Source organism: Ruegeria marina (assembly GCF_900101475.1).
Classification (GTDB): domain Bacteria; phylum Pseudomonadota; class Alphaproteobacteria; order Rhodobacterales; family Rhodobacteraceae; genus Ruegeria_B; species Ruegeria_B marina.
This window is the reverse complement of sequence record NZ_FMZV01000005.1, coordinates 219,731-245,250: the sequence shown is the minus strand read 5'-3', so window position 1 is coordinate 245,250 and position 25,520 is coordinate 219,731. Positions and strand designations below refer to the sequence as shown.

At 64.0% G+C, this 25,520-nt stretch carries 29 protein-coding genes; 19 read left to right on the top strand and 10 right to left on the bottom strand.

The genetic code is table 11. The annotated features are described in order from the left end of the window. Window positions 1-54: 54 nt before the first annotated feature. Window positions 55-450, bottom strand: coding sequence for a DUF6524 family protein (locus tag BLT75_RS09680; RefSeq protein WP_093030208.1), 396 nt, complete (start codon window positions 448-450; stop codon window positions 55-57). A gap of 156 nt (window positions 451-606) precedes the next feature. Between BLT75_RS09680 and BLT75_RS09675 the strand changes: the two genes are divergently transcribed. Continuing rightward, on the top strand, window positions 607-1,902 hold the full coding sequence (locus BLT75_RS09675; protein WP_093030205.1) for an adenylosuccinate synthase: 1,296 nt from the start codon (window positions 607-609) through the stop codon (window positions 1,900-1,902). Beyond that, window positions 1,902-2,135 carry a DUF2842 domain-containing protein gene (locus BLT75_RS09670; RefSeq protein WP_093030202.1) on the top strand — a complete coding sequence of 78 codons (234 nt, stop codon included), beginning with the start codon at window positions 1,902-1,904 and terminating at the stop codon, window positions 2,133-2,135. The genes BLT75_RS09675 and BLT75_RS09670 overlap by 1 nt, the downstream gene beginning before the upstream one ends. A 9-nt stretch (window positions 2,136-2,144) precedes the next feature. Here BLT75_RS09670 and BLT75_RS09665 read toward each other — a convergent pair whose 3' ends face one another. Genes BLT75_RS09665 through nthA form a run of 3 tightly spaced genes read right to left on the bottom strand, consistent with a single transcriptional unit; the run spans window position 2,145 to window position 3,759 of the window. Further along, window positions 2,145-2,477, bottom strand: coding sequence for a nitrile hydratase accessory protein (locus BLT75_RS09665; RefSeq protein WP_093030199.1), 333 nt, complete (start codon window positions 2,475-2,477; stop codon window positions 2,145-2,147). Then, the gene (gene nthB, locus BLT75_RS09660; protein ID WP_093030196.1) at window positions 2,474-3,148 is read right to left on the bottom strand and encodes a nitrile hydratase subunit beta; all 675 of its coding nucleotides are present in this window, start codon (window positions 3,146-3,148) and stop codon (window positions 2,474-2,476) included. Before nthB ends, BLT75_RS09665 begins: the two co-directional genes overlap by 4 nt. After that, complete coding sequence (gene nthA / locus BLT75_RS09655) at window positions 3,145-3,759, bottom strand: nitrile hydratase subunit alpha (RefSeq protein ID WP_093030193.1); 615 nt, start codon at window positions 3,757-3,759, stop codon at window positions 3,145-3,147. Before nthA ends, nthB begins: the two co-directional genes overlap by 4 nt. Before the next feature lie 149 nt (window positions 3,760-3,908). Between nthA and secG the strand changes: the two genes are divergently transcribed. After that, complete coding sequence (gene secG, locus BLT75_RS09650) at window positions 3,909-4,271, top strand: preprotein translocase subunit SecG (RefSeq protein ID WP_093030555.1); 363 nt, start codon at window positions 3,909-3,911, stop codon at window positions 4,269-4,271. Window positions 4,272-4,433: 162 nt separating this feature from the next. After that, entirely contained in the window at window positions 4,434-6,077 is a 1,644-nt protein-coding gene (locus BLT75_RS09645; protein ID WP_093030190.1) for a CTP synthase, read from the top strand. A 192-nt stretch (window positions 6,078-6,269) separates the two neighbouring features. On the opposite strand, the gene BLT75_RS09640 is transcribed toward BLT75_RS09645, so the two are convergent. After that, on the bottom strand, window positions 6,270-7,310 hold the full coding sequence (locus BLT75_RS09640; protein ID WP_093030187.1) for a dipeptidase: 1,041 nt from the start codon (window positions 7,308-7,310) through the stop codon (window positions 6,270-6,272). 95 nt (window positions 7,311-7,405) lie between these two features. On the opposite strand from BLT75_RS09640, the gene BLT75_RS09635 reads away from it, so the two are divergent. From BLT75_RS09635 to BLT75_RS09575, 13 genes are all read left to right on the top strand, one after another. Beyond that, window positions 7,406-7,699 (top strand): DUF1330 domain-containing protein, encoded by a 294-nt coding sequence (locus BLT75_RS09635; protein ID WP_093030184.1) that lies wholly within the window; start codon window positions 7,406-7,408, stop codon window positions 7,697-7,699. 42 nt (window positions 7,700-7,741) lie between these two features. Next, on the top strand, window positions 7,742-8,188 hold the full coding sequence (locus tag BLT75_RS09630) for a tellurite resistance TerB family protein (RefSeq protein ID WP_093030181.1): 447 nt from the start codon (window positions 7,742-7,744) through the stop codon (window positions 8,186-8,188). 37 nt (window positions 8,189-8,225) lie between these two features. Then, the gene (locus tag BLT75_RS09625) at window positions 8,226-8,663 is read left to right on the top strand and encodes a tellurite resistance TerB family protein (protein WP_093030552.1); all 438 of its coding nucleotides are present in this window, start codon (window positions 8,226-8,228) and stop codon (window positions 8,661-8,663) included. Further along, a complete protein-coding gene (locus tag BLT75_RS09620; protein ID WP_093030179.1) occupies window positions 8,660-9,412 on the top strand; it encodes a phosphate/phosphite/phosphonate ABC transporter substrate-binding protein in 753 nt (250 codons plus the stop codon). Before BLT75_RS09625 ends, BLT75_RS09620 begins: the two co-directional genes overlap by 4 nt. Before the next feature lie 109 nt (window positions 9,413-9,521). Further along, the gene (locus BLT75_RS09615; RefSeq protein ID WP_093030176.1) at window positions 9,522-10,298 is read left to right on the top strand and encodes an ABC transporter ATP-binding protein; all 777 of its coding nucleotides are present in this window, start codon (window positions 9,522-9,524) and stop codon (window positions 10,296-10,298) included. Between the two features lie 37 nt (window positions 10,299-10,335). Then, window positions 10,336-11,061 (top strand): transporter substrate-binding domain-containing protein, encoded by a 726-nt coding sequence (locus tag BLT75_RS09610; protein WP_093030172.1) that lies wholly within the window; start codon window positions 10,336-10,338, stop codon window positions 11,059-11,061. 85 nt (window positions 11,062-11,146) lie between these two features. After that, a complete protein-coding gene (locus tag BLT75_RS09605; protein WP_093030169.1) occupies window positions 11,147-12,034 on the top strand; it encodes an ABC transporter permease in 888 nt (295 codons plus the stop codon). Continuing rightward, window positions 12,031-12,840, top strand: coding sequence for an ABC transporter permease (locus BLT75_RS09600; protein ID WP_093030166.1), 810 nt, complete (start codon window positions 12,031-12,033; stop codon window positions 12,838-12,840). Before BLT75_RS09605 ends, BLT75_RS09600 begins: the two co-directional genes overlap by 4 nt. Window positions 12,841-12,849: 9 nt before the next feature. Next, on the top strand, window positions 12,850-13,908 hold the full coding sequence (locus tag BLT75_RS09595; RefSeq protein WP_093030163.1) for an NAD(P)/FAD-dependent oxidoreductase: 1,059 nt from the start codon (window positions 12,850-12,852) through the stop codon (window positions 13,906-13,908). Between the two features lie 189 nt (window positions 13,909-14,097). Further along, window positions 14,098-15,438, top strand: a complete 1,341-nt coding sequence (locus tag BLT75_RS09590; RefSeq protein WP_093030160.1) for a glutamine synthetase family protein — start codon at window positions 14,098-14,100, stop codon at window positions 15,436-15,438. A 61-nt stretch (window positions 15,439-15,499) separates the two neighbouring features. Beyond that, window positions 15,500-16,180, top strand: coding sequence for a type 1 glutamine amidotransferase (locus tag BLT75_RS09585; protein ID WP_093030157.1), 681 nt, complete (start codon window positions 15,500-15,502; stop codon window positions 16,178-16,180). Window position 16,181: 1 nt separating this feature from the next. Next, window positions 16,182-17,540 carry a glutamine synthetase family protein gene (locus BLT75_RS09580; protein WP_093030154.1) on the top strand — a complete coding sequence of 453 codons (1,359 nt, stop codon included), beginning with the start codon at window positions 16,182-16,184 and terminating at the stop codon, window positions 17,538-17,540. Between the two features lie 158 nt (window positions 17,541-17,698). Next, window positions 17,699-18,913, top strand: coding sequence for a DegT/DnrJ/EryC1/StrS family aminotransferase (locus BLT75_RS09575; protein WP_093030151.1), 1,215 nt, complete (start codon window positions 17,699-17,701; stop codon window positions 18,911-18,913). Between the two features lie 150 nt (window positions 18,914-19,063). Here BLT75_RS09575 and phaR read toward each other — a convergent pair whose 3' ends face one another. From phaR to BLT75_RS09560, 3 genes are all read right to left on the bottom strand, one after another. Further along, window positions 19,064-19,624 (bottom strand): polyhydroxyalkanoate synthesis repressor PhaR, encoded by a 561-nt coding sequence (gene phaR, locus BLT75_RS09570; RefSeq protein WP_093030148.1) that lies wholly within the window; start codon window positions 19,622-19,624, stop codon window positions 19,064-19,066. A gap of 142 nt (window positions 19,625-19,766) precedes the next feature. Then, a complete protein-coding gene (locus BLT75_RS09565) occupies window positions 19,767-20,213 on the bottom strand; it encodes a phasin, PhaP (protein ID WP_093030146.1) in 447 nt (148 codons plus the stop codon). A gap of 132 nt (window positions 20,214-20,345) precedes the next feature. After that, on the bottom strand, window positions 20,346-22,148 hold the full coding sequence (locus BLT75_RS09560) for a PHA/PHB synthase family protein (RefSeq protein ID WP_093030144.1): 1,803 nt from the start codon (window positions 22,146-22,148) through the stop codon (window positions 20,346-20,348). Between the two features lie 111 nt (window positions 22,149-22,259). Here BLT75_RS09560 and phaZ point away from each other — a divergent pair, with 111 nt between their 5' ends. Continuing rightward, the gene (gene phaZ / locus BLT75_RS09555; RefSeq protein ID WP_093030142.1) at window positions 22,260-23,534 is read left to right on the top strand and encodes a polyhydroxyalkanoate depolymerase; all 1,275 of its coding nucleotides are present in this window, start codon (window positions 22,260-22,262) and stop codon (window positions 23,532-23,534) included. Window positions 23,535-23,536: 2 nt separating this feature from the next. Continuing rightward, complete coding sequence (locus BLT75_RS09550; RefSeq protein WP_093030140.1) at window positions 23,537-24,121, top strand: DUF6151 family protein; 585 nt, start codon at window positions 23,537-23,539, stop codon at window positions 24,119-24,121. A 4-nt stretch (window positions 24,122-24,125) separates the two neighbouring features. On the opposite strand, the gene BLT75_RS09545 is transcribed toward BLT75_RS09550, so the two are convergent. Continuing rightward, window positions 24,126-24,821, bottom strand: a complete 696-nt coding sequence (locus BLT75_RS09545) for an alpha/beta fold hydrolase (protein WP_093030549.1) — start codon at window positions 24,819-24,821, stop codon at window positions 24,126-24,128. Window positions 24,822-24,891: 70 nt separating this feature from the next. After that, window positions 24,892-25,506: a hypothetical protein gene (locus BLT75_RS09540; protein ID WP_093030546.1), complete on the bottom strand. Its 615-nt coding sequence runs from the start codon at window positions 25,504-25,506 to the stop codon at window positions 24,892-24,894. Window positions 25,507-25,520 lie beyond the last annotated feature (14 nt).

Genomic DNA, 25,520 nt, shown 5'->3' with positions numbered 1-25,520 from the left:
GCATTCACACCTTGAGATCAAAAGCCCCTTTGCGAAACCTCGGCAACGATAGGGCTATTCGTCGACATCGTCCACATCCGCCTGCCCGGCCAGCGCCCGGCGCACATGGCTCCAGCTCAGGCCCACGCCCAGCACGATCGACAGCGCCAGGATGCCCAGCCAGACATTTGCGGTGTTGTTGTCCAGATGCAGCAGGCCGAGGTCGAACAGCACCCATAACAGAGACGCCACAACCGACAGGACAAGCGCCATGCCGAACGGGCCGATCGAGCGGAGCGTGGCGCGGATATAGATGATATAGCCGATGGCCAGCAGCAAACCGCTGAAGACCGCGATCGAAAGATGGGTCTGATAATGCCCATAGGTCCAGTGTACGTAGTTGAGTTCCGTCGGGTTGTAGGTCAGAGCCAGCAACACGAAGGCAAACAACCACCTCAGGAATACGCCCATATTTCCAAGCCGCCTTTGACTTTTTTGCCGCCGAGATTTGCTCAAATGCGCGAATCTGTCCAGTGATTCAGATCACATGCGTCGAAAATGCGGTTTCCCTGCCGCGCGCGCACCGGTATATGGACGCGGGTTTGTAACACCAGCAAAGGACCAAATATGGCCAATGTCGTCGTTGTCGGCGCCCAGTGGGGCGACGAGGGTAAGGGCAAGATCGTGGATTGGCTCAGCGAGCGCGCCGACGTGATCGCGCGCTTTCAGGGCGGTCATAATGCCGGCCATACGCTGGTGATCGACGGCAAGGTCTACAAGCTGCACGCGCTGCCCTCGGGCGTGGTGCGCGGCGGCAAGCTCAGCGTGATCGGCAATGGCGTCGTGCTCGATCCCTGGCACCTGGTGAAGGAAATCGCCACGATCCGCGCACAGGGCGTCGAGATCACGCCCGAAACCCTGATGATCGCCGAGAACACGCCGCTGATCCTGCCCTTCCATGGCGAGCTCGACCGCGCCCGCGAAGAGGCCGCCTCCAAGGGCACCAAGATCGGCACCACCGGCCGCGGCATCGGCCCGGCCTACGAGGACAAGGTCGGCCGCCGCTCGATCCGCGTCGCCGATCTCGCGGACGACGCGACCCTGACCGCCCGTGTCGACCGCGCCCTGCAACATCACGACCCGCTGCGCAAGGGGCTGGGAATCGCCCCGGTGGACCGTGACGCGCTGCTGGCCACGCTGCGCGAGATCGCGCCGCAGATCCTGCCCTTTGCCGCGCCGGTCTGGAAGGTGCTGAACGAAAAGCGCAAGGCGGGCAAGCGCATCCTGTTCGAAGGCGCGCAGGGCGCACTGCTTGACATCGACTTCGGAACCTATCCCTTCGTTACCTCCTCGAACGTGATCGCGGGCCAGGCCGCGACCGGTGTCGGCATCGGCCCCGGCGCGATCAGCTACGTTCTGGGCATCGTCAAGGCCTATACCACCCGTGTGGGCGAAGGACCGTTCCCCTCGGAACTGCACGATGCCGATGGCGAACGTCTGGGCACCCGTGGCCATGAATTCGGCACCACCACCGGGCGCAAGCGGCGCTGCGGCTGGTTCGATGCGGCCTTGCTGCGCCAGACCTGCGCCACCAGCGGCATCAACGGTATCGCCCTGACCAAGCTGGACGTGCTCGACGGGTTCGAGACGCTCAAGATCTGCGTCGGCTACGACCTCGACGGCGCCCGGCTCGACTACCTGCCCACCGCCGCCGATCAACAGGCACGCTGCACCCCGATCTACGAGGAAATGCCCGGCTGGTCGGAATCGACCGAGGGTGCGCGCAGCTGGGCCGACCTGCCCGCCAACGCGATCAAATACGTGCGCCGCGTCGAAGAACTGATCGAATGCCCGGTTGCACTGCTCTCCACCAGCCCGGAGCGGGACGACACCATCCTGGTGACCGACCCGTTTGCCGACTGATGGCGCTGAGCTACAAGGCCCGCCGTCGCTGGGCGCTGGTGATCCTGCTGGTGGGGCTGCCGCTCTACGTGGTGCTGGCCGTCACCCTGACCGACTGGTTGCGCGCCCGGTTCGACGGGCTGCCAATGCTGCTGGAACTTGCCGTGTTCGTCGTCCTCGGCCTGCTCTGGGCGCTGCCGTTCCGGTTCGTGTTCCGCGGGGTCGGTCAGGCCGACCCCGACGACAAGGGCTGATTCCCGGCATCACTCCGCCAGTCGCACCGGCTGGCCATGCGGCGTCGACAGATAGGCGCGCTCCCATTCGGCGCGCGCCTCGGCGCGCTCCTCGGGCGCGGCCTCGCCCGCCTCGTCCAGCAACATCTCCAGCGTCTCCAGCCAGGCGTTGAAGTAATCCTCGCCCCCATCCAGGTCGCGCGACAGCCCGTGCCGTTTCAGCGTGGCGGAAAACCGCGCCACCCACTCGGCCCAGGTGAACCGGCCCGCCTCGTTCAGATGCACGGTCAGGGCAAAGACCTGCGCATGCCAGGGCTCGGCAAAGACCGGCTCGGACGCGGCAATGTCGGGACAGTCGTTCATGCCGGCTCCAGGTAGCTCTGCCACAGGTCCAGCACCACCTCATCCCCCGGCGCCTCGGGATCGGCCCACAGCTCCGACGCCGGGAAAGCCACCGCATAGAGCGGCTCGGGCGCCTCGCCCAGCCGGTGAGCATTGCTGTCGGGCAGGACATGGCTGCCGTGTTTCCGCACGATTCGCCCACGCGCGCCCGCCGCATAGGCGGGAAGCCTGGTATGGCCGCCATCGACCAGCCGGTTCGCCGCCGGGCGCAGGGTGCGCACCGCCTGTCCCACCTCGAACCGGGACGCCACGTTCGACGGGCGCTCCGACGGACCGCCGCGCGCCAGCACCGCCGCCACCGCCTCGGCCTTCAGCACGCGGTCGGCCAGCGGATGCGGCGCATCGCCCTCCTGACCGCTCAAATCTTCCTCGGTCAGCACCCCGGTCTCGACCAGCAGGTCGGCCAGCGCCGCGATCCATTTCTCGAAATAACTGAAGCGGCCATAATCGGCGGGCGACAGCCGCTCGCGGGCATGGCGCGAGACGTCGATGTTCCACTGTCCCAGCGCCCCCGCCGCCAGCGTCAGCGCCAGCGCCCGCGCCTGCCAGTCGCCCAGCTGCGGGATGCCGTCGGCCTCGGGCACCACCGCGCCATCGCCGAACCGCCCGCCCATGTCATGCACCCGCGTCATGCCGGCACCCGCGCCAGGCCGGTGCCGATCATGCTGTCGCGCGTGACCAGCGCGGCCAGCGCCGCCTCGTCCATGTCCGCGCTCCCCTCGGGCCGCATCGGCAGCACCAGATAGCGGATCTCGGCGGTCGAATCCCAGACCCGCACGGCGGCCCCCTCGGGCAGGGTGACCCCGAACTCGGCCAGCACCTTGCGCGGCTCGCGCACCGCGCGGGCGCGATAGGCGTCCGATTTGTACCAGCCCGGCGGAATGCCGAGCAGCGGCCAAGGGTAGCAGCTGCACAGGGTGCAGACGACCATGTTGTGGGTCTGGAGAGTGTTCTCGACCACCACCATATGCTCGCCCTGCCGCCCGAAATAGCCCATCTCGGCCACCAAAGGCGTAGCATCCGCCAGCAGAGCCGCCTTGAAATCCGGGTCGGACCAGGCCCGCGCCACCACGCGGGCGCCATTCTGCGGCCCGATCCGATTCTGATAGGTGTCGATGATCTCGTCCAGCGCCGCCGGGTCGATCAGCCCCTTGCGGGTCAGGATCGTCTCCAGCGCCTTGACGCGCAGCGCCGGGTCGGAGGGAAGCAGGGCATGCGGGTGGTCGTGATGGTCATGTGGCATGCGTGGCAGACTGCCGCCCCGACGCTGCCCTGTCCAGCCCGTTTGCAGTGATCACGCCCATCGCCACGCATGATCCCATTCGTGGCTTGCCCCTGCGGGCAAACTTGCATAGATACCACGCGATACTCGCCACCGGCCGCAGGAACACCATGGAAAACGTCGTCCTCATCATTCACCTTCTCCTGGCTCTGGGCCTGATCGCCGTCGTCCTGATGCAGCGGTCCGAAGGTGGCGGCCTGGGCATGGGTGGCGGCGGCGGTGTGATGACGGGCCGCGGGGCTGCAACCGCGCTGGCCAAGGTGACCTGGGTGCTGGCAATCGCTTTCATCATCACTTCGATCACGCTGACGATCATCGCCGCGCAAAAGGCAGCAGGCACCTCGGTCATCGACCGGCTCGGTGTGCCGGCGCCCGAGGCCTCCGAACCGGCAACCCCCAGCGTTCCGGCCGGCAGCGACCTGCTTCCGCCCGGCTCGGGGGACAACGCCCCGCTGGTGCCCAAGGCGGACTGATCCACTACAGATTGCCCGGCAGGTGAGAGCCGCAACAGCATCTTGCGGTTCTCTTGCGCAATTGGCGCGAATCCTTTATACGTAAAGTCCCGTGATGCTGCGGTTTTTCCGAAACCGCCGGGCAGCTGAATTCTGACTTCTCACGGGGGCAGCCGAACACTCATGGCGCGTTTCATCTTCATCACCGGCGGTGTCGTTTCTTCGCTTGGCAAGGGTCTGGCCTCGGCCGCATTGGGCGCGCTGCTGCAAGCGCGCGGATTTTCCGTCCGCCTGCGCAAGCTCGACCCCTATCTGAACGTCGATCCGGGCACCATGTCGCCCTTTGAACATGGCGAGGTCTTCGTCACCGACGACGGCGCCGAGACCGACCTGGACCTCGGCCATTACGAACGCTTCACCGGGGTGGCCGCCCGCAAGACGGACTCGGTCAGCTCGGGCCGGATCTATTCCAACGTGCTCGAAAAAGAGCGCCGCGGCGACTACCTCGGCAAGACCATCCAGGTCATTCCGCATGTCACCAACGAGATCAAGGATTTCATCTCGATCGGCGAAGACGAGGTCGATTTCATGCTTTGCGAGATCGGCGGCACCGTCGGCGATATCGAGGGCCTGCCCTTCTTCGAGGCGATCCGCCAGTTTTCCCAGGACAAGCCGCGTGGCCAATGCATCTTCATGCATCTCACACTGCTGCCCTATATCAAGGCCTCCGGCGAGCTCAAAACCAAACCGACCCAGCACTCGGTCAAGGAACTGCGCTCCATCGGTATCGCCCCCGACATCCTCGTCTGTCGCTCCGAAGGGCCGATCCCTCAGAAGGAACGCGAGAAACTGGCGCTGTTCTGCAACGTGCGCCCCGACGCGGTGATCGCGGCCCAGGATCTCTCCACCATCTACGACGCGCCGCTGGCCTACCACGCCGAAGGGCTGGACCAGGCGGTGCTGGACGCGTTCCAGATCAGCCCGGCGCCGAAACCGGACCTGACGAAATGGGAAGATGTCAGCGACCGCATCCACAACCCCGAGGGCGAGGTCAAGGTCGCCATCGTCGGCAAGTACACCCAGCTCGAAGACGCCTATAAATCCATCGCCGAGGCCCTGACCCACGGCGGCATGGCCAACCGGGTCAAGGTCAAGATCGAATGGGTCGATGCCGAGATCTTCGACCGCGAAGATCCCGCCCCCTATCTGGAAGGCTTCAACGCCATCCTTGTGCCCGGCGGCTTCGGCGAGCGCGGCACCGAGGGCAAGATCAAGGCGGCGCAATATGCCCGCGAACACCAGGTGCCCTATCTCGGCATCTGCCTCGGCATGCAGATGGCGGTGATCGAGGCCGCGCGCAACGTCGCCGGGATCGCCACAGCCGGCTCCGAGGAATTCGACCACGAAGCCGGTGCGAAACGCTTCGAACCAGTGGTCTATCACCTCAAGGAATGGGTGCAGGGCAACTACAAGGTCAGCCGCAAGGTCGATGACGACAAGGGCGGCACCATGCGGCTCGGCGCCTATGACGCGGTGCTGGCAAACGGCTCCAGGGTGGCCGAGGTCTATGGCACCTGCAATATCGAGGAACGCCACCGCCACCGCTACGAGGTCGACATCAAGTACCGCGACAAGCTGGAAAAGGCCGGGCTCAGGTTTTCCGGCATGTCACCCGACGGCCGCCTGCCCGAGATCGTGGAATGGGCAGATCACCCCTGGTTCATCGGCGTGCAATACCATCCGGAACTGAAATCCAAACCCTTCGCGCCGCATCCGCTCTTTGCCGATTTCGTGCGTGCGGCCAAGGAAAGCTCACGCCTGGTCTGACCCGGGTCGGGGGGCGCTGCCCCCGTCGCCTGACGGCGACTCCCCCGGAGTATTTCGGACCAGAAAGAAACAGGTGCCGGACAGGCTTTCTTTCTGGTTGGAAATACTCCGGAGCGCGAGGCGGAGCCTCGCCTTCCGCGCCGGAGGCGCGGCATAAAAAGAGCGCGCCGCAGGCGCTCAACCGGAAAACGATCAGTGCCGCTCGCGCCAGACCTCTGCCAGTACCCGCATCCAGTTGCCCCAGCAGATCCGCTCGATCCGGGCGGCGGTGTATCCGTGCTGCTCCATCGCCTGAACCAGCGCAGGAAGATTGTCCACCGTGTTCAGCCAGCGCGGCGGCGTGCAGCCGTCGAAATCCGACCCAAGACCCACGCCCTCCTCGCCCAGCCGGTCGATCAGATGATCGAGCTGCGCCAGCAGGAAACCCGGAGGGATGTCGTCATCCGGTCGCCCGTCCGGCCGTACGAAGGTCGATTCGTAATTCAGCCCCGCCAGCCCGCCGCTTTCGGCCATGATGCGCAATTGGGCGTCCGTCAGGTTGCGGGCGTGCGGCACCACCGCGTGGGCGTTCGAATGGGTGGCCACCAGCGGACGTTTCGAGATTTCCGCCACATCGCGGAAACCCGCCAGATTCAGGTGGCTGAGATCCACGAGAATGCCCATCTCCTCGCAGCGTGCGATCAATTCGCGGCCACGCTCGGTCAGCCCCGGTCCGATATCGGGACCCGAGGGATAACGGAATGGCACCCCATGGCCAAAGACGTTGGGTCGGCTCCAGACCGGCCCGAGCGAGCGCAGGCCCAGCGCATAGAGTTCTTCCAGCTCATGGAAATCCGGCCCGATCCCCTCGGCCCCTTCCAGATGCAGGATGGCCGAGAGCACGCCATCGGCCCGGGCGCGGGCGATCTGCGCGGTGCTGGTGCAGATACGCAATGCGCCGAACTCCTCGAGTGCCAGGAGCGTATCCGTCTGCGCGCGGATCATCTCCCAGGCCTGGGCATCGGGCACCGGGTCGGGCAGCGGCACATCGTACTCGGACCCGAGCGCGCTGAAATCGGTCAGCCCGTCCGAACGCGACCAGAGCGCGAAGAATCCCCCGCCGAACCCTCCCTTGCGCGCCCTTGGCAAGTCCATCTGGCCGGGCAATCCGGTCAGGAACCCCGGCGCCGCGGCCCGGCCGCCAGCCCGGCTCAGTTCGGTGAGCACGTCGTTATGTCCGTCGAAGATCAGCATCTGGCACCACTTTGCCGAAATCGCCGCACCGCACAAGCGGGATTGCACAAGCCCGCGTTCCCCGGCAGGTTGACGGCACAGAGAAGGAGCTAAAGATGACCAAGGGATACTGGGTCGCCCATGTCGATGTGGACGATATCGAAACCTACAAGACCTACATCGCCGCCAATGCCGCCCCCTTCGCCGAATACGGGGCGCGCTTCCTGGTGCGGGCGGGGGATTACGAACAGACCGAGGGCCATTGCCGCGCCCGCACCGTGGTGATCGAGTTTCCCAACTACGAGGCCGCGCTGGCCTGTTACCACAGCCCCGGCTACCAGGCTGCCAAGGCGCTGCGCGATCCGGTTTCGACCGGCGACATGGTGATCATCCGGGGCTATGACGGGTAGTTCACGCTTGGAGCCCCGCAAGATATGGGATAAATTCGCGTCATGCTGAAAAAGTTGTTCCAGGCCTTCCGCCCGCCCGCGCCCATGACCCTGCCCGACCCGGACGCCGAACTGGCGCTTGGCGCGCTGCTGGTGCGCGTGGCCAAGGCCGACCGCGACTACCAGGTCGAGGAGATCAGCCTGATCGACCGCATCCTGGCGCGGCTCTACCAGCACAATGCGATCGAGGCCGCAAAGGTGCGCGCGACCTGCGAGAAGCTGCATGCCGCCGCCCCGGACACCGACACGTTCGGCAAGCTGATCCGTGAAACCACCGGGATCGACGAGAGGCTTGCCGCGCTCGACGCGCTGTGGGAGGTGGTACTGGCCGATGGAGAGGAGCGCGAAGGCGAAGTCAAGATCGTCGAGGAAGCACGCATTGCGATGGGACTCAGCGGCAAGGACAGCGACGACGCCCGTGCCCGCATTCTCGCCCGCCGCGACGGCTGATCTTGGCGCGGCGCCCAACCCGTCCTATAGCTTGGCCATGTTTCGCGATTTCCTGAACCGGCTGTCCCAGCCGCAGCCCGCCCCGCTGACCGACGACGATGCCCGCCTGGCGCTGACCGCGCTGTTGGTGCGCATCGCTCGGTCCGACAACGATTATGCCGCAGCCGAAGTGGCGCGCATCGACCGGATCACCGCCCGGCGCTATGGCCTTTCCCCGTTCGAGGCCGCTGCCCTGCGCGCACGGGCCGAAACGCTCGAAGCCGAGGCCCCGGATACCGTCCGCTTCACCCGCGCCATCAAGGAGGCGGTCGGTTACGAAGACCGCCGCGCCGTGGTCGAGGCAGCCTGGTCTGTGGTGCTGGCCGACGGCCAGCGCAGCGGCGAAGAGGACGCGCTGATGCGGCTGGTGGCCAACCTTCTGGGCGTCAACGACCGGGATTCCGCGCTTGCCCGGCAGAAGGCGGCGCAGCAATGACCGCGATGCTCGGCATGTATGACCTGCCGCCGTTGCGCGACGCGAACGACCGGTTCTGGGCGCTGATCCGCGCCGCGTTTGGCGAGGGTCCCGATCGGCTCGACCGCGACCGCGATTTCTGGGAGATATGGCAGGATCCCGACCTGGTGCTGGCGCAGACCTGTGGCATGCCCTATCGCACCCGGCTGCACGGAACCGTGCAACTGGTTGGAACACCCGACTATGGCCTGCCCGGCTGCCCGCCCGGACACTATTGTTCGGTCTTCGTGGCGCGCGCCGACGATGACCGCGACCTGGCCGGACTGACGGGCGGCACATTCGCCTATAACGAAGCGCTGTCGCAATCGGGCTGGGCTGCGCCGGTCAACCATCTGCTGGCACTTGGGCTGCGGCCCGAAACACTGCTGCAAACCGGCGCCCATGCGCTATCGGCGGAGGCGGTGGCGAACGGGGCAGCCGATCTGGCGGCGCTCGACGCGCTGACCTGGGAACTGCTCCGCGAACACACCGGGCTGGGCGGTCAGCTTCGCGAGGTGGCGCGCACAGCGCCCACGCCGACCCTGCCCTATATCACCGCATTGCGCAGCGACTCCGCCGCCATTGCCGCCGCCGTGCGCGTCGCGATCGCGAATCTGTCCCCCGATGACCGGGCGGCCCTGCATCTGCGGGGCCTGGTCGACATCCCGGCGGCGACCTATCTGTCCGTAGCGAACCCGCCCGCACCGGACGCATTTAGCCCTCGGGACTGACCATTTCGGCAGCTTCACTGCGCAAACCGTCGTTTTGAACGTTGCAATATGCCGAAAATTCGGACCTAGTTACGCCCTGAAAACGAGAACAAAAGCACCGGGACGACACGTGACAGACAATCCCCCCGTCATCCAGATCAAGGACCTTCACAAGGCATTCGGCCAGCTCGAAGTGCTAAAGGGCGTCGATATCACCGCCCATCGCGGCGACGTGGTGTCGCTCATCGGGTCGTCCGGTTCGGGGAAATCCACGTTGCTCAGGTGCTGCAACCTGCTCGAGGACAGCCAGCAGGGTGAGATCATCTTCAACGGTGAACCGGTGCGCTGGACGGGCAGCGGCTCCAACCGCCGCCCCGCCGACCCCAAGCAGGTGCTGCGCATCCGCACCAATCTCAGCATGGTGTTCCAGCAGTTCAATCTCTGGGCCCATATGACCATCCTGCAAAATGTGATGGAAGCGCCGCTGCACGTGCTGGGCCGCGACCGCCACGAGGTCGAGGACAGCGCGCGCCGCTATCTCGACAAGGTCGGCATCGGCGACAAATGCGACAACTATCCGGCGCAGCTTTCGGGCGGCCAGCAACAGCGCGCCGCCATCGCGCGCGGTCTGTGCATGGAACCGCAGGCGCTCTTGTTCGACGAACCGACCTCGGCGCTCGACCCCGAGCTGGAGCAGGAGGTGATCCGCGTGATCAAGGACCTCGCCGCCGAGGGCCGTACCATGATCATCGTCACCCATGACATGAAGATGGCCGCCGATATCTCGTCCCATGTGGTGTTTCTCCACCAGGGCCTAATCGAGGAAGAAGGCTCTGCCGAAGAGATTTTCGGCGCGGCCAGATCCGAACGCCTGCGGGGCTTCCTTTCCGCCACACAGGCCGCATAAACTCAAAAACACAAAACTCTAAGGGGAGTGTCTCACAATGAAAAAACTGATTCTGACCGCCGCAGCGCTGGCGCTCACCGCCGGCATGGGCATGGCCCAGACCGTGCGCATGGGCACCGAGGGCGCCTACCCTCCGTACAACTTCATCAACGACAAGGGCGAGGTCGACGGGTTCGAGCGCGAGTTGGGCGACGAGCTTTGCAAGCGCGCCGAACTGACCTGCGAATGGGTCAAGAACGACTGGGATTCGATCATCCCGAACCTGGTGTCGGGCAACTACGATACCATCATCGCCGGCATGTCGATCACCGACGAGCGCGATGAGGTGATCGACTTCACCCAGAACTACCTGCCGCCGACCGCCTCGGCCTATGTCGCCACCTCCGAAGATGCCGACCTGTCGGGCGGCGTGGTCTCGGCCCAGACCGCCACCATCCAGGCCGGCTACATCGCCGAGAGCGGCGCCACCCTGGTCGAATTCGCGACCCCCGAGGAAACCATCGCTGCCGTCCGCAACGGCGAGGCCGATGCCGTGTTCGCCGACAAGGACTATCTGGTGCCGCTGGTCGAGGAATCGAACGGCGAGCTGATGTTCGTGGGCGATGACGTGCCGCTGGGCGGCGGCGTCGGCATGGGTCTGCGCGAAAGCGACGGCGAACTGCGCGGCAAGTTCGATGCGGCCATCACCTCGATGAAAGAGGACGGCACACTGAACGCGATGATCAGGAAGTGGTTCGGCGAAAACGCCGCCGTCTACGAATAATCCCGACACCGGCCGGGGCGGTCCTGTTGCAAGGCCCGCCCCGACCCCGCGCCATCGCCGCGCCACGCCCCGCAAAGGCTCTCCGATGTTTTCCTACTGCGCCGATCCCGACACGCTTGGCACCTTCCGCTGGTTCTCCTGCTACCTGACCAACGGCGTGCACCTGTCGTTCTACATGTCCTTCGTCAAGGTGCTGCTGCTCCTCTTCATCACCGCACCGGTTGCGCTGGCGATGGGATTTGGCGGCGCCATGGCCACCCGGGCCCACCTGGCCCCGGTGCGCTGGCTGGGCGAGGGATATATCGCGATCATGCGCGGCGTGCCCGATATCGCCTTCTTCCTGTTCTTCGTGATCGCGCTCGACCAGGCCTTCGAATGGACCCGCCACCAGGTCCTGTGCCCCGAATGGACCGACCCGATCCGCCAGGGCAACGACTTCCTCGTCTGCCCCGCCGCCAAGCTGCCGCTTGGCACCGCGCCGGAATGGATGCACCAGAGCTATTCCTTCTTCCTCGCCGTCATCACCTTTGCCATCGTCTTCGGCGCCTTTGCCGCCAACGTGCTGCGCGGCGGCATGCGGGCCGTGCCCCATTCGCAACTGGAAACCGCCGCCGCCTATGGCATGAGCCGGCGCCAGACCTTCTGGCGCATCCTTGTCCCGCAGATGTGGATCTATGCCCTGCCCGGCCTGTCGAACCTCTGGCTCATCCTGATCAAGGCGACGCCGCTGCTGTTCCTGCTGGGGATCGAGGACATCGTCTACTGGGCGCGCGAGATCGGCGGCACCAAGACCTCGCGCTTTACCGACTACCCGCACGACGACTGGCGCATGTGGTACTTCCTGTTCCTGCTGGTCTTCTATCTCAGCTTCACCCGCATCTCTGAAATCCTGCTGGAGCGGCTGACCGTGCGCCTCAGCCACGGCCAGGCCACCACCGGCGGCGAGGCCCTGCGCAAGGAGGCCGCGGTATGAAGAACTGTCTCGACACCATCCAGGATTACGGCTTGCGCTCGATCGGCATCGGCGAGCGGCTGCTGCCGAAATCCGACTTCACGCTCTGCGAACAGTTCACCCTGATCGGCTCGGGCATGATCTGGAACATCTATTTCGGGCTCATGGCGCTGGTCTCGGGCTATTTTCTGGCCGTCACCCTGGCGCTTGGCAAAAGTTCGTCCAACCGCTGGGCGCGCAAACCGGCGGAATGGTTCATCTTCATCTTTCGCGGCTCGCCGCTCTTCATCCAGTTCTTCTTTGCCTATTTCTTCTTCCTGTCGCTGAAGAAGAGCTATCCGATGTTCGACATGCTCACCTCGGCCTGGGCCGGGGCGCTGATCGTGCTGTTCATGAACACCGCCGCCTATTCGGCCGAGATCTTCTACGGCGCGCTGCGCGCCATCCCCAAGGGCGATGTCGAGGCCGCCGATGCCTATGGCATGAGCGGCTGGCCCCGCTTCCGCCGCATCATCTGGCCAACCATGATGCGGCTGGCCTGGCCTGCCTACACGAACGAGGCGATCTTTCTCTTCCACGCAACAACGCTGGTCTTCTTCTCGGCCTTCCCGGCCTGGCAGCAGCGCGGCGATGCGCTCTATTATGCCAGCTATTTCGCCGACAAGACCTTCAACCCGTTCATCCCCTACCCGATCCTGGCGTTCTACTTCATCCTGCTGACGCTGACCGTGGTGGGCGTGTTCGGGGTGATCAACACCCGGCTCAACCGCCATCTGCCCGCGGAGAGGCGCGCCAAGATGCGCTTGCGCCTCAACCTCGCCCGCTGAGGTGCATTGATGCATGTCGTGGTGATCGGAGCCGGTATCGTCGGCGCATCCATCGCGGATCAACTGGCGGCGCGCGGTGCCCGTGTCACGGTGTTCGACCGCGCAGGCCCCGGCGCCGGTGCCTCGGGCATGTCCTTTGGCTGGATCAACGCCGCCGCGTCAGAGAGCGACACCTACTTCCGCTTTCGCCTGGCCGCCGTGGCGCGGTTCCGGGCGCTCTGCGACACGCTCGACCTGTCAGACGCGGTCACCTGGAACGGCTGCATCTGGTGGGAGGATGAGGGCGACGCCTTCGACGTCCATCTGGACGCCATGGCACGCTGGGGCTACGACGTCTCATTGATCGGCCCGGACGAGTTCACCCGGCTGGAACCCAATGTCGCCAACCCGCCCGAGCGGGCGATCTGGTGCCCCTCCGAAGGTGCCGCCGAACCCGACAAGGTGGCGCGCGCCCTGCTGCGCCGGGCTGCGGCGAATGGCGCCCGCCTGATCCTCGGGCGCGAGGTGACCGGGCTGTTACGGACAGGCGACCAGGTGACAGGGGTGCAGACCGACCTCGGTCCGATGTCCGCCGATCTGGTGGTGGTCGCCGCCGGCATCCGCTCGGGCGCGCTGACCGGCCTGCCGATGAACAACCGCCCTGGCCTGATCCTGCGCACCGCGCCCGTCGCCCCGGTGATCAGCCGCATCGTCATGTCCTCGGACATCCATTTCCGCCAGGCCAGCGATGGCCGCCTCTATCTGGGCGAGATATTCTCGGGTGGCATCGCCACCGAGACGCTCGACTTTGCCAGCGACCTCATTGACGAGCTGATGGACCGCCTGCGCCGCCGCCTGCCCGACGTCGCGGATCTCCACCTGGAACAGGCCGCCCTGGGCACCCGCCCGGTCCCCGCCGACGGCTTTCCCGCCATCGGCCCCGTGCCCGGCCACGACGGGCTCTACCTTGCCACCATGCACAGCGGCGTCACCCTCGGCCCGCTTGTGGGCGAGCTTGTTGCGCGCGACGTGCTGGAGCAGGACAGCGACCCTCTGCTCGCGCCCTACCGTCCGAACCGACTCTTCTGAGCCTCTGAAGCCCTGGTACAAAACGGTCAATTCACCTCCGAAAGGCCGTACAATACGGTCAATTTCGGTGTGTCTTGCGATCCGCCGTTGGCAGCCAAATCAAAGGGGCAGGAAATAGAGCTTGCCAGACCCCCCGGACTGGTAGTAGGAATTTGATCAAATCTAACAGACATCGCATGAGAAGGTCCCATGCAAGCCAAGAACTGGCTGCGGAAACATCCGCAGGTAAGAACAATTCGCGTGGCCGCAGCCGATCTGAACGGCCAACCGCGCGGCAAACGCGTCCCGGGACGGTTCGCCGAAAAGGCGATCGAAGGCGGCACCCGCTTTCCGCTGTCGGTGATGAATCTCGACATCTGGGGCGAGGATATCGAGAACAGCCCCCTGGTGCTGGCCTCGGGCGACCGTGACGGAGTCCTGCAACCGACCGAACGCGGTTTCATGCCAATGCCTTGGCTCGACACGCCGACCGGGCTTCTGCCGATCTGGATGTTCCACGAGGACGGCCGCCCCTACGAGGGCGACCCGCGCCACGCGCTGAACACGGTGGTAAAACGCTACAAGGCGCGCGGGTTGAACCCGGTCGTCGCGGTCGAGCTTGAATTCTTCCTGATCGACGACAGCGGCCGCCACCTGCAGGTGCCGCAATCGCCGCGCTCGGGCAAGCGCCGCAAGGCCGGCGAGATCCTGTCGCTGCGCGCACTCGACCAGTTTGATCATTTCTTCACCGAGCTCTACGACGCCTGTGAAGTCATGGACATCCCCGCCGACACCGCCATTTCCGAAGCAGGCGTCGGCCAGTTCGAAATCAACCTCATGCACCAGGACGACGCCTTGCGCGCCGCCGACGATGCCTGGCTTTTCAAGATGCTGGTCAAGGGTCTGGCCCGCAAGCATGGCTTTGCCGCCAGTTTCATGGCCAAACCCTACGAGGATTACGCTGGGTCAGGCATGCACATGCATTTCTCGGTTCTTGACGACGAGGGCAACAACATCTTCGACGATGGCACCGAACGCGGCAGCGATACCCTGCTGCATGCCGTGCGTGGCTGTCTGGATGCGATGAGCGGCAGCACCTTGATCTTTGCTCCGCATGACAACAGCTATGCCCGGCTGGTGCCCAACGCCCATGCGCCCACCGGCGTGGGTTGGGCCTACGAGAACCGCACTGCCGCCATCCGCATCCCGTCAGGCAGCCCCGCCGCGCGCCGGATCGAGCACCGGGTTGCCGGTGGTGACGTCAATCCCTATCTGATGATCGCAGCGGTCCTTGGGGCGGCGCTGAACGGGATCGAGGACGGACAGATGCCGCCCGCAGCAGTGTCGGGCAATGCCTACAACGCGAACTTGCCGCAGATCCCCGACAGCTGGGAGGCCGCAATCCAGGCCTTCGAAAACGATCCGGCGGTTGCGCGCATTTTCGCACCCGAACTGATCCGCAATTATGTCATGACCAAGCGGCAGGAATACCGCTACATTCAGGAATTGACCGAGGCGGAAAAGACCGAAGTCTACCTGGACACGGTCTGAGGCAACCGTTCGCCGGGCAATGCCGGGGCCCTGATCCGGCAGAAAACACACTTGGTGATACATGAAAATTGGCATTCTTCTGACCGGCCACGCCCCGGACGCGCTGATCGACGCGACCGGCGATTATGACGCATTCTTCGAACGTCTTCTTGGCCGCCAGAACTTTGAATTCGCGACCTATGCAGTGGTGGACGGGCAGTTCCCCGACAGCGCCGGCGCGGCCGACGGCTGGCTGATCACCGGCTCGCGTCACGGGGCTTACGAAGACCACCCCTGGATCCCCCCGCTCGAGGCGCTGATCCGCGAGATCCGCGACCAGGGCCAACCGCTGATCGGGGTCTGTTTCGGCCACCAGATCATCGCCCAGGCCTTGGGCGGCAAGGTGGAGAAGTTCAAGGGCGGATGGGCTGTCGGCCCCACCGAATATGATCTCGACGGCGAGTGCGTCACCGTGAACGCCTGGCATCAGGATCAAGTGACAGCCCTGCCCGAAGGTGCCCGTGTCCTGGGCTCCAACGCGTTCTGCCAGAACGCGATGGTCGCCTATGGCGACACTATCTGGACCATTCAGGCGCATCCTGAATATGATAATACCTTCATAGAAGGGCTGATCCGCACCCGCGGACGCGGCGTTATACCCGATACGGTGCTGAACGACGCAACCCGCAGGCTGGACACGGCGCTGGACAGCCCCGCCATCGCTGAGCAGATGGTGGAATTCTACAAGAAAGCGAGGGCCTGACATGGCCGACTGGACTGAACATCTTCCCGATGCCGCAAAGGCATACCTGGAAAACCGCCGCCTGGACGAGGTGGAATGCATCATCTCGGACCTGCCGGGCATCGCCCGCGGCAAGGCCGTGCCCGCCAGCAAGTTCGCCCGGCAGGACTATTTCCACCTGCCCGACAGCATCTTCTACCAGACCATCACCGGCGACTGGGGCGATGCGGCGGGCGAAGAGGGCTTCATCGAGCGCGACATGATCCTGCGCCCCGATTACTCGACCGCCACCGCCGCCCCCTGGACCGGCGACTGGACGCTTCAGGTGATCCATGACGCCTATGACCGCGACGGCGACCCGATCCCGTTCAGCCCGCGCAACGTGCTGAAACATGTGGTCTCGCTGTATCATGCGCAGGGCTGGAAGCCGGTCGTGGCGCCCGAGATGGAATTCTATCTCGTGGCCCGCAACCTGGATCCGGCCAAGGAGATCGAACCGATGATGGGCCGGTCGGGCCGCCCCGCCGCCGCGCGGCAGGCCTATTCGATGACCGCGGTCGACGAATTCGGTCCCGTCATCGACGACATCTACGACTTTGCCGAGGCGCAGGGGTTCGAGATCGACGGCATCACCCAGGAAGGCGGCGCCGGACAGCTGGAAATCAACCTGCGCCACGGCAGCCCGGTCAAGCTGGCCGACGAGGTGTTCTATTTCAAGCGCCTGATCCGCGAGGCGGCGCTGCGCCACAACTGCTTTGCCACTTTCATGGCCAAGCCGATCGAGGATGAGCCCGGCAGCGCCATGCACATCCACCATTCGATCGTGGACCTGAAGACCGGCGAGAACATCTTTACCGGGCCGGCGGGCGGCGAAACCGAAGCGTTCTATCACTTCATCGCCGGGTTGCAGAACCACATGCCCTCGGGGCTGGCGGTGATGGCGCCCTATGTGAACTCCTACCGCCGCTACGTGAAGGACCACGCCGCCCCGATCAACCTGGAATGGGGCCGCGACAACCGCACCACCGGCATCCGCGTGCCGCTGTCCGGCCCGTCGGCGCGCCGGATCGAGAACCGCCTCGCGGGCATGGACTGCAACCCATACCTCGGCATCGCAGTCTCGCTGGCCTGCGGTTTCCTCGGCCTGATGGAAGAGAAGCGCCCGCGCAAGCAGTTCCGCGGCGACGCCTATGAGGGCGACGGCGATATCCCTCAGGTGATGGGCGATGCGCTAGACATGTTCGAGGAGGCCAAGGATCTGCATGATGTGCTCGGGCCCGAGTTCGCCCGCGTGTACAGCATCGTCAAACGCGCCGAATACAACGAGTTCCTGCAGGTGATCTCGCCCTGGGAACGCGAACATCTGCTGCTGAACGTCTGATCAGCCGCCGACTGTTCTCCCTGTGATGCGGGAAGGGCTTGCCCTTCCCGTTTTTTTTTGCCCGATCGGCGGTTTTTTGTATGGCTGTTCAGGATTTTCTTGGTTCCGTTACACAACTGTTTTACATTTCTGAAAGGTTGAATTCGGGAATCTCAAATATGACACTACCGCCCAACGTACATGACGCCGAACCCATTCCCGCCGCCGCGCGCGAAGCAATCGACGCGCTGATGCAATCGGGCGACCTGTTCCGCTACACCGCGCCGCAGGATGCGCCGGTGGCGCTGCTCGAGGCGGAGTTTGCCGAACTCCTCGGGGCAAAATACGCGCTGGCGGTCTCGTCCTGTTCGGCGGCGCTGTTCCTGTCGCTCAAGGCGCTGGGCCTTCCGCGTGACGCGCGGGTACTGATCCCCGGCTTCACTTTCGCCGCCGTGCCCTCCTCGGTCGTGCATGCCGATTGCGTGCCCGTGCTGTGCGAGGTCGGCGCGAACTATCGCATCGACATGGCGGATTTCGCGGCCAAACTGGATAGTGTCCAGGCTGTCATGATCAGCCACATGCGCGGCCATACCTCGGACATGGACGGCATCATGGCGCTGTGCGATGCGCGCGGCGTCCCGGTCATAGAGGACGCGGCGCATTCGCTCGGCACCACCTGGGCTGGGCGCAACATCGGTACAATCGGTCGGGTCGGCTGTTTCTCGTTCCAGTCCTACAAGATGATCAACGCCGGCGAAGGCGGCATCCTGGTGACCGACGATGCCGATCTGGTGGCCCGCGCGGTGATCATGTCGGGCGCGTACGAGCATAACTGGAAGAAACACAAAGGGCCGGAGGGGCAGAACTCGCCGGAACTGGCCGAGGCCTTTGCCCGCTGGCAGAACAAGTTGCCGCTCTACAATCTGCGCATGTCGAACCTGAGCGCCGCGGTGATCCGCCCGCAAATCCCCGAACTGGCGCGGCGGGTGCGCGACGGGCTGATCAACCACGATTATGTGGCGAGCCGCCTCAATGCCTCGCCCTTCATCGAGGTTCCCGCGCCGCTGGCGCCGGAACGGCGCGCGCCGGATTCGATCCAGTTCAACCTGGTCGGGCTGGACGAGGCCGAAACCCGTGCCTTTGCCGCCGCCGCCGAGCGGCGCGGGGTCAAGGTGCAGGTGTTCGGCCTGAGCGAGGACAACGCCCGCGCCTTCTGGAACTGGCAGTTCCTGGGCGATGTGCCCGACCTGCCCCAGACCCGCGCCATGCTGATGCGCGCCTGCGACGTGCGCCTGCCTGTACGCCTGAGCCGTTCGGAACTGGACGTGGTCGCCGATATCCTTCTGGCTGCAATGACCGAGGTCACCGGCCCCGCCCGGGCCTACGGCACCTGAAGCCGCGCTGGCGGCTTCATCTTTTCGCAAATACTCCGGGGGAATCACCGCGTGCGGTGATGGGGGGCAGCGCCCCCTTCCCTTTTGGGCCCGCGCGAACGCGCTCCCTGCTGCACTCCCGTCCCCGAACCCGCGCCTCAGGCCCGGAGCTCAACTCAGCTTGGACAGTTTCTTCTGCAACTCGGCCAGTTGCTTCTTGATCTCGTCGAGATCCTCTCCCCCGCCAGACTTCTCGCCCTCATCCTGCTTGCGACCCGGCCCGCTCCAGGTGCCGCTCAGACCGCCGGTCATTGCGCGGATGAAAGCCTCCTGCTGGGCCTTGAGCGCCTCGAACCCAGGCATCTGCGACATGGGGTTCATCGCGTTCATGTTCTCCATCAGCTTGGATTGGCTTTCGCGCAACATGTCAAAGGAGCTTTGCAGGAACTGGGGCATCATGCCCCCGCCGGGCACCATGTAGCTGCGCACCAGATCGTTGAGCACGTTCACCGGCAGCACGTTCTCGCCCCGGCTTTCGTGCTCTGCAATGATCTGGAGGAGATATTGCCGCGTCAGGTCATCCCCCGTCTTCAGATCGACGATCTGCACCTCGCGACCCGCACGGATGAAGCCGGCGATATCTTCCAGCGTTACGTAATCGCTGGTTTCGGTGTTGTACAGTCGCCGGCTGGCGTAACGCTTGATCAGCAGCGGCTTGTCTCCATCGCCCACGGCGAACCCTCCCCATTTTTTGGCGTTGCGGCAAAGCCTATGCGAGTGCAGCACAAAAGAAAAGAGAAAGGGCAGGTCTTTCGACCTGCCCAGCGGTTACGCACCAAGGGGGGAGGAGAGAGGGTGCGCCCCGCGCTTTCGCTTATTTTGCAGCTGCGGCTTTCTTTGCAGCGGCGGTCACCTCGTTGGTGGCCTTCTTGACGGCGGCGGTTGCATCTTCGGTGATGTCCTTGCCTGCAGCCATCAGCAGCTCGACGGTATCCATCTGCACTTTCTTGGCCACTTCAGCGAAGGCGGCCATGTTCTCGGCGGCGACTTCGGCCGATGCGCTTGCGAAATCGGTCATCGCCTTCGCATAATCTGCCGGCTCAGCCTTTGCTTTCGACATCTCGGACAGCTTGGCCAGGGTTTCCTTGGTCCACTTGCTCGAGATCTCGGCCGACTTCTCGGCGGCTTCCAAGGCAACGCCCGACAGCTTCTCGTTCAGGGCTGCAGTCGACTTGAACGCGTCTTCCATTGCCTTGGTGTCAACCGGGAATGCACCCATCATGTCTTTCATGATGGCGGAAAAATCTTGTGCCTTTGCCATAATCTCAATCCTCTTTGCCGGGTCCGGGCCCACCCCAGTTCCATCGGCTTGAGAGGAATATGCTTTCTGCAGCGCAGCATTTCAAGCATTTTTTGCTGCGCTGCAGAATAAATTTTCATGACACCAATAAAATCAAGCGCTTGCCTTTGCCACGACATAGGTTCCCGGTGCCGGACACAGGCGCGGATGTTCCGAATCGCCAGTATCGCGGGCCGGCACCTGCTTGCCCGAGCGCTTTTGCATCCAGGCGTCCCACATCGGCCACCACGAGCCTTCGTTGAAATCCGCCTCCGCCAACCAGGTATCAGCATCGGCGTTCAGGTCAGGGTTGGTGTAATGGCCATACTTCTTCTTGGACGGCGGGTTGACGATGCCGGCAATATGACCGGATTCCGAAACCACGAAGGTCTTGGATTTCGACCCCATCCTCTGGACACCGCGATAACAGTCCTTCCAGGCGGCGATATGGTCCGTTTCGCAGGTGATCGCCATCAACGGCACATCCACATCGCGCAGATGCAGCTTGTGGCCCATAAGTTCGAACCCGTCACCGGCGAATTCGTTGCGCTGGCACAGGCCGCGCAGATACTGTTTGGCCATCTTGCCGGGCAGATTCGCCCCGTCCCCGTTCCAATAGAGCAGGTCAAAGGCCGGCGGGGTCTCTCCCAGCATGTAGCTGCGAATGGCCGGAGTATAGATCAGGTCGTTGGACCGCAGGTACGAAAAGGTGCGCGCCATGATCCAGGACCGCAGCACGCCGTCCTTGTCCACCTGCTCCTCGATCCCGTCGATGAAATCGTCCTGCAGGAAGGGGGTGAACTCGCCCTGATCCGAGAAATCGGTCAGCGCGGTGAAGAAGGTCGCCGATTTCACCGACTTGTCGCCGGTCTGTTTCATCAGCGACAGCGTCAGGCTCAGCGTCGTGCCGGCGATGCAGTAGCCGACAGCGTTGACCTGCTTGACCTTGCAGATCTTCTTGACCTCGTCGATTGCGGTCAGGAAACCGTCCTGAACGTAATCCTCCAAACCCACATCGGCATAGCTGGCATCCGGATTGACCCAGCTGACGACAAAGATCGTGTAGCCCTGTTCGGTCACCCATTTGATGAAGCTGTTCTGCGCCTTCAGATCGAGGATGTAGAATTTGTTGATCCAGGGCGGGAACAACACGATCGGCGTTTCATAGACCGTTTCGGTGACCGGCTTGTACTGGATCAGCTCCATCATCCGGTTGCGATACACAACGTCACCCGGCGTGGTGGCGATGTTTCCACCGATCTCGAACGCGCTTTCATCCGCCAGCTTGACCACCAGCTGGCCATCATTGGCCTCGAGATCCTTGATGAGGTTCTCCAGCCCCTTGAGCAGCGACCGTCCTTCGGTTTCCACCGCACGTTCCAGCGCATCGGGGTTGGTGCCGAGGAAATTGGTCGGCGCCATCAGGTCGATGATCTGTTGCGAAAAATATCGCAGACGCCTGCGGTCCTTGTCGGGCAGGTCCTCGACCGAGGCGACGGCCTGCGCCAGCGCGGCCGCGTTCGTCTGATATTGCTGCCGGATGAACCGGAAATACGGGTTGGTTTCCCACATGGGGTGAGCAAAGCGTCGATCCTTGGGAGCATCTTCGCCGTCCTCGACCTCGCCGGTCATCAACGCCTGCTGGGCTTCGGCAAAATTCATCACCGACTTGCCCCAGAACTCCAGTTGCTGCTCCAGCAGCTTGGCGGGATTCTGCCAGGCCTCGGTCCAATAGGCCGTTGCTGCCCGTGCAAAAAGCTCTTGATTCGGAGCGTCCAGGGCCGGGGTATGTGGCTTCTTTCCGGCCATGATCTCGACCAGCCGTTTGGACAGTTCTTCGACTTTCCCCATATTTTCCTTGAGCTGTTCGAAATGCTCGCCAGTCAATTCCGGCGCTTCACCGTCACTTGTTGTCATTTTAAGGAATCCCCCTTAACCTTGCTGCCATGCAGAATAGCGTCGTGGGCGTCGGGGGGCAAAGCGACGAATGGTCCGAACTCTATGGGTGTGGCTTAGGAGGCCCATTTCATGCGCTATATGATGACCTACGACTTGATGGAAACCCTTCGAAACACCAACCAATGGCTTGGGGCAACTGCCAGCGCAATGGCGTCTTACCCCGCCTTTTCGATGACTCCAAACCCCGCATTCAACTGGCTGGCCGCCTGGGGCGAGGTGACCGAGCGCACCTTCCAGCGCATGGTCGTCAAGCCTGACTGGGGTATCCGCACTTTCACCTGCGAGGACGGCAAGGATCACCTGGTCGAGATCACCACGGTGGTGGAACGCGATTTCGGCGACCTGGTCCATTTCAATGTTGCCGGCCGCAAGACCCAGCCCCGCAAGGTTCTGATCGTGGCACCGATGTCGGGGCACTACGCAACACTGCTGCGTTCGACGGTCAAGAGCCTGCTGGTCAATTGCGAGGTCTATATCACCGACTGGCACAATGCCCGCGACATCCCGGTGTCAGCCGGTAAGTTCGACGTCGAGGATTATACACTGTACCTCGTTGATTTCATGCGCGAACTGGGCCCGGACACTCATGTAGTCGCTGTCTGCCAGCCGGCACCGCTGACGCTGGCCGCCACCGCCTATCTGGCCGAACTAGACCCAAAGGCGCAGCCCAGCACCCTGACCCTGATCGGCGGCCCCGTTGATCCCGACGCAACCCCGACCGAAGTGACCGATTTCGGCCGCCGCGTCACCATGGGCCAGCTGGAACAGTCGATGATCCAGCGCGTCGGCTTCAAGTACAAGGGTGTTGGGCGCATGGTCTATCCCGGCCTGTTGCAGCTCGCCTCCTTCATGTCGATGAACGCCGACCGCCATTCCAAGGCCTTTTCGGAGCAGATCTATCGCGTGATGCGAGACGAGGCGTCGGACCACGACGCGCACAACCGGTTCTACGACGAATACCTTGCAGTCATGGACATGACAGCGGAATTCTACCTCTCGACCGTCGAGCGGGTGTTCAAGAAGCGCGAGATCGCCAAGAACAAGTTCATCGTGGCCGGTCACAAGGTCGACATTTCCAAGATCACCGATGTCGCGGTCATGACCGTCGAAGGCGCCAATGACGATATCTCGGCCCCCGGCCAGTGCATCGCCGCGCTCGGCCTGTGCACAAGCCTGCCCGACAGCATGAAGGCCAGCCACCTTGAGCCCGGCGCCGGCCATTACGGCATCTTCGCCGGCCGCAGCTGGCGCGACAATATCCGCCCGCTGGTGATCGACTTCATGAACACCAACGCGCGCAAGGCTCGTCAGGTCAAGGCCGCCAACACGAACTCGGCCGCCTGAGAATGCCCAGACGCCCCGCCCGGCCGCTGGCATTCGCCTGCGCGTGCGGGGCGCTCGAAGGACACCTGACACCGGCAGCGGTGCAATCGGGAACGCATGTGGTCTGCTACTGCGCCGATTGCCGGGCAGGTGAGGTGTTCTTCGGCCAACCGGACCCCGCACCCGGACCGGTCGACATCTTCCAGCTCAGCCCAGATGGGATCGTGATCGAGAAAGGCCGCCAGCATCTTGCATTGATGCGCCTGTCGCCCAAGGGTTTGCTCCGCTGGTACGCCAATTGCTGCAACACTCCGATCGCAACCACCCTGAAATCCCCCAAGACCCCCTTTGCCGGGTTCAACACCCGCCGTCTTGCCGACATCGCGGCCCTGGGACCGGTCAGGACCAGGGCCTTCGTGCCGCAGCCCGGCGGCGGCCACAAGCATGTCAACATCGCGCCGGCCGTCTATGGCCTGTTTTCGCGCATGCTGGCCGCGCGACTATCGGGCCGCTGGCGCGAGACCGCTTTCTTCGACACCGCAACTGGTAAACCGGTTGCCGAAGCCCGTATCCTGACGAAAGAAGAGCGGCAAGCACTCTATCGCTGAGCCCTCAGGCCGTCAGCCAGGCGCGCAGATACTCGGTCACTGTCTCGGGCGTCTCCAGCGTCGGCAGATGGCCCGCATCCTCGATCACCCGAAGTTCGGCCCCTGCGATCAGTTCTGCCAGAAAACCATGCCTCCTGACCGAGGTCATCCGGTCATGCGCGCCGCACAGGATCAGCGTCGGGACCTTGATCTTGCGCAGGGTCCCCTGCTGATCGGGCCGCCGCTGCAACGCTTTCATCTGGCGCACGAAGACATCGGGTCCCAGCCCGACGCCCATGTCGCGCAGCAGATCCAGAACCGCCATCCGCCCCGGCCCTGGCGCCAGCGTTTCGGGGCGCATCATCTGGGCCAGCGCCTGGTCCAGTTTGCCCACCCGCGCGCTGATCATCAGCGGCTCGCGCGCGGCGGCCATCTGCGGCGTATCGGTCGTCGCGTCGGTGGACATCAGGCACAGCCGGCTGATCCGCTCGGGCGCACGCCGCATCAGTTCCATCGCCACGATGCCCCCCATGCTGAGCCCGGCCAGCGCAAAACGGGCGGGCAATTGCGGCAGGATCGCCCGGGCAATATCCTCGATGCGGTCGGACTGGGTGATCGGGCAGAAGGTGACGGCACGATCCTGCGACAAATGGCGAATCTGATGCTCGAACAGCCGCACATCACAGGCCATGCCCGGCAACAGAACCAGAGGTTCGGTCATTGTCATCCCTTCCGCCACTCTCGTAAACCACCGGCACAATGAGCAGTTTCGGCGGGCCGGGCAAGTCCCGTCAGGGGTATCGAATGCCACGGAAGGGCGGGAAATCGGCATAGGCCGCTTGCCGTTCGGCCAAAGGCACCAGCGGCGTATGTCCTGCGACAACCAGCCGCCCGCGCGACGCGATATAGCTGTCGATCCGCCGCAGGGGCGTCGGACGCCACACCAGGTTGAAAGCGCAGAGCCGGGGAAAGAACCAGATCTCGGAATAGTCCAGATGATCGTGCAGCCACCACGCAAGATCGCGCCAGTCCCGTCCCTGCGCATACCGGTCGGCAAACCACGGAATTATGATCGAGGCTCCGGCAACGCGCGCCTCTCCCCGGCCCCTGTCCCAGATGTGGCACTCCAGTGGGTGATCGTTGCGGGCACAGTTCAGCCGGTTTTCATTGCCGAACTGGTTCAGCGTGGCCGAGCGATAGCCCGAGCGTACCGCGATGCGGCCAAAGGTCTCTTCCAGCGGATCCATCAGTGCTTCGCAGAACGCCCGCCCGGTCTCGATCGCCAGATCGGGGTCGTCAGGGATATTCTGTTTCTCGTGGAAATTTCCGATCTCGGAGTACAGGAAATCGCGCATGAAGAAATGCCGCGACAGGCGCACCCGACCCAGCGTCTCCAGGCTCCACATGCTGCCCGGACGGC

What these genes read in the sequence shown, in the direction of transcription:
- BLT75_RS09630 (WP_093030181.1), top strand. Translation starts at nt 7,742, where the DNA reads ATGCTGAAAAAGTTGTTCCAGGCCTTCCGCCCGCCCGCGCCCATGACC.
- BLT75_RS09640 (WP_093030187.1), bottom strand. Translation starts at nt 7,310, where the DNA reads ATGCTGATCTTCGACGGACATAACGACGTGCTCACCGAACTGAGCCGG.
- nthA (WP_093030193.1), bottom strand. Translation starts at nt 3,759, where the DNA reads ATGCCACATGACCATCACGACCACCCGCATGCCCTGCTTCCCTCCGAC.
- BLT75_RS09575 (WP_093030151.1), top strand. Translation starts at nt 17,699, where the DNA reads ATGACACTACCGCCCAACGTACATGACGCCGAACCCATTCCCGCCGCC.
- BLT75_RS09680 (WP_093030208.1), bottom strand. Translation starts at nt 450, where the DNA reads ATGGGCGTATTCCTGAGGTGGTTGTTTGCCTTCGTGTTGCTGGCTCTG.
- BLT75_RS09580 (WP_093030154.1), top strand. Translation starts at nt 16,182, where the DNA reads ATGGCCGACTGGACTGAACATCTTCCCGATGCCGCAAAGGCATACCTG.
- BLT75_RS09665 (WP_093030199.1), bottom strand. Translation starts at nt 2,477, where the DNA reads ATGAACGACTGTCCCGACATTGCCGCGTCCGAGCCGGTCTTTGCCGAG.
- BLT75_RS09590 (WP_093030160.1), top strand. Translation starts at nt 14,098, where the DNA reads ATGCAAGCCAAGAACTGGCTGCGGAAACATCCGCAGGTAAGAACAATT.
- BLT75_RS09675 (WP_093030205.1), top strand. Translation starts at nt 607, where the DNA reads ATGGCCAATGTCGTCGTTGTCGGCGCCCAGTGGGGCGACGAGGGTAAG.
- nthB (WP_093030196.1), bottom strand. Translation starts at nt 3,148, where the DNA reads ATGACGCGGGTGCATGACATGGGCGGGCGGTTCGGCGATGGCGCGGTG.
- BLT75_RS09605 (WP_093030169.1), top strand. Translation starts at nt 11,147, where the DNA reads ATGTTTTCCTACTGCGCCGATCCCGACACGCTTGGCACCTTCCGCTGG.
- BLT75_RS09545 (WP_093030549.1), bottom strand. Translation starts at nt 24,821, where the DNA reads ATGACCGAACCTCTGGTTCTGTTGCCGGGCATGGCCTGTGATGTGCGG.
- secG (WP_093030555.1), top strand. Translation starts at nt 3,909, where the DNA reads ATGGAAAACGTCGTCCTCATCATTCACCTTCTCCTGGCTCTGGGCCTG.
- BLT75_RS09595 (WP_093030163.1), top strand. Translation starts at nt 12,850, where the DNA reads ATGCATGTCGTGGTGATCGGAGCCGGTATCGTCGGCGCATCCATCGCG.
- BLT75_RS09585 (WP_093030157.1), top strand. Translation starts at nt 15,500, where the DNA reads ATGAAAATTGGCATTCTTCTGACCGGCCACGCCCCGGACGCGCTGATC.
- BLT75_RS09610 (WP_093030172.1), top strand. Translation starts at nt 10,336, where the DNA reads ATGAAAAAACTGATTCTGACCGCCGCAGCGCTGGCGCTCACCGCCGGC.
- BLT75_RS09670 (WP_093030202.1), top strand. Translation starts at nt 1,902, where the DNA reads ATGGCGCTGAGCTACAAGGCCCGCCGTCGCTGGGCGCTGGTGATCCTG.
- BLT75_RS09565 (WP_093030146.1), bottom strand. Translation starts at nt 20,213, where the DNA reads ATGGCAAAGGCACAAGATTTTTCCGCCATCATGAAAGACATGATGGGT.
- BLT75_RS09540 (WP_093030546.1), bottom strand. Translation starts at nt 25,506, where the DNA reads ATGTGGAGCCTGGAGACGCTGGGTCGGGTGCGCCTGTCGCGGCATTTC.
- BLT75_RS09645 (WP_093030190.1), top strand. Translation starts at nt 4,434, where the DNA reads ATGGCGCGTTTCATCTTCATCACCGGCGGTGTCGTTTCTTCGCTTGGC.
- BLT75_RS09600 (WP_093030166.1), top strand. Translation starts at nt 12,031, where the DNA reads ATGAAGAACTGTCTCGACACCATCCAGGATTACGGCTTGCGCTCGATC.
- BLT75_RS09620 (WP_093030179.1), top strand. Translation starts at nt 8,660, where the DNA reads ATGACCGCGATGCTCGGCATGTATGACCTGCCGCCGTTGCGCGACGCG.
- BLT75_RS09625 (WP_093030552.1), top strand. Translation starts at nt 8,226, where the DNA reads ATGTTTCGCGATTTCCTGAACCGGCTGTCCCAGCCGCAGCCCGCCCCG.
- BLT75_RS09635 (WP_093030184.1), top strand. Translation starts at nt 7,406, where the DNA reads ATGACCAAGGGATACTGGGTCGCCCATGTCGATGTGGACGATATCGAA.
- phaZ (WP_093030142.1), top strand. Translation starts at nt 22,260, where the DNA reads ATGCGCTATATGATGACCTACGACTTGATGGAAACCCTTCGAAACACC.
- BLT75_RS09550 (WP_093030140.1), top strand. Translation starts at nt 23,537, where the DNA reads ATGCCCAGACGCCCCGCCCGGCCGCTGGCATTCGCCTGCGCGTGCGGG.
- BLT75_RS09560 (WP_093030144.1), bottom strand. Translation starts at nt 22,148, where the DNA reads ATGACAACAAGTGACGGTGAAGCGCCGGAATTGACTGGCGAGCATTTC.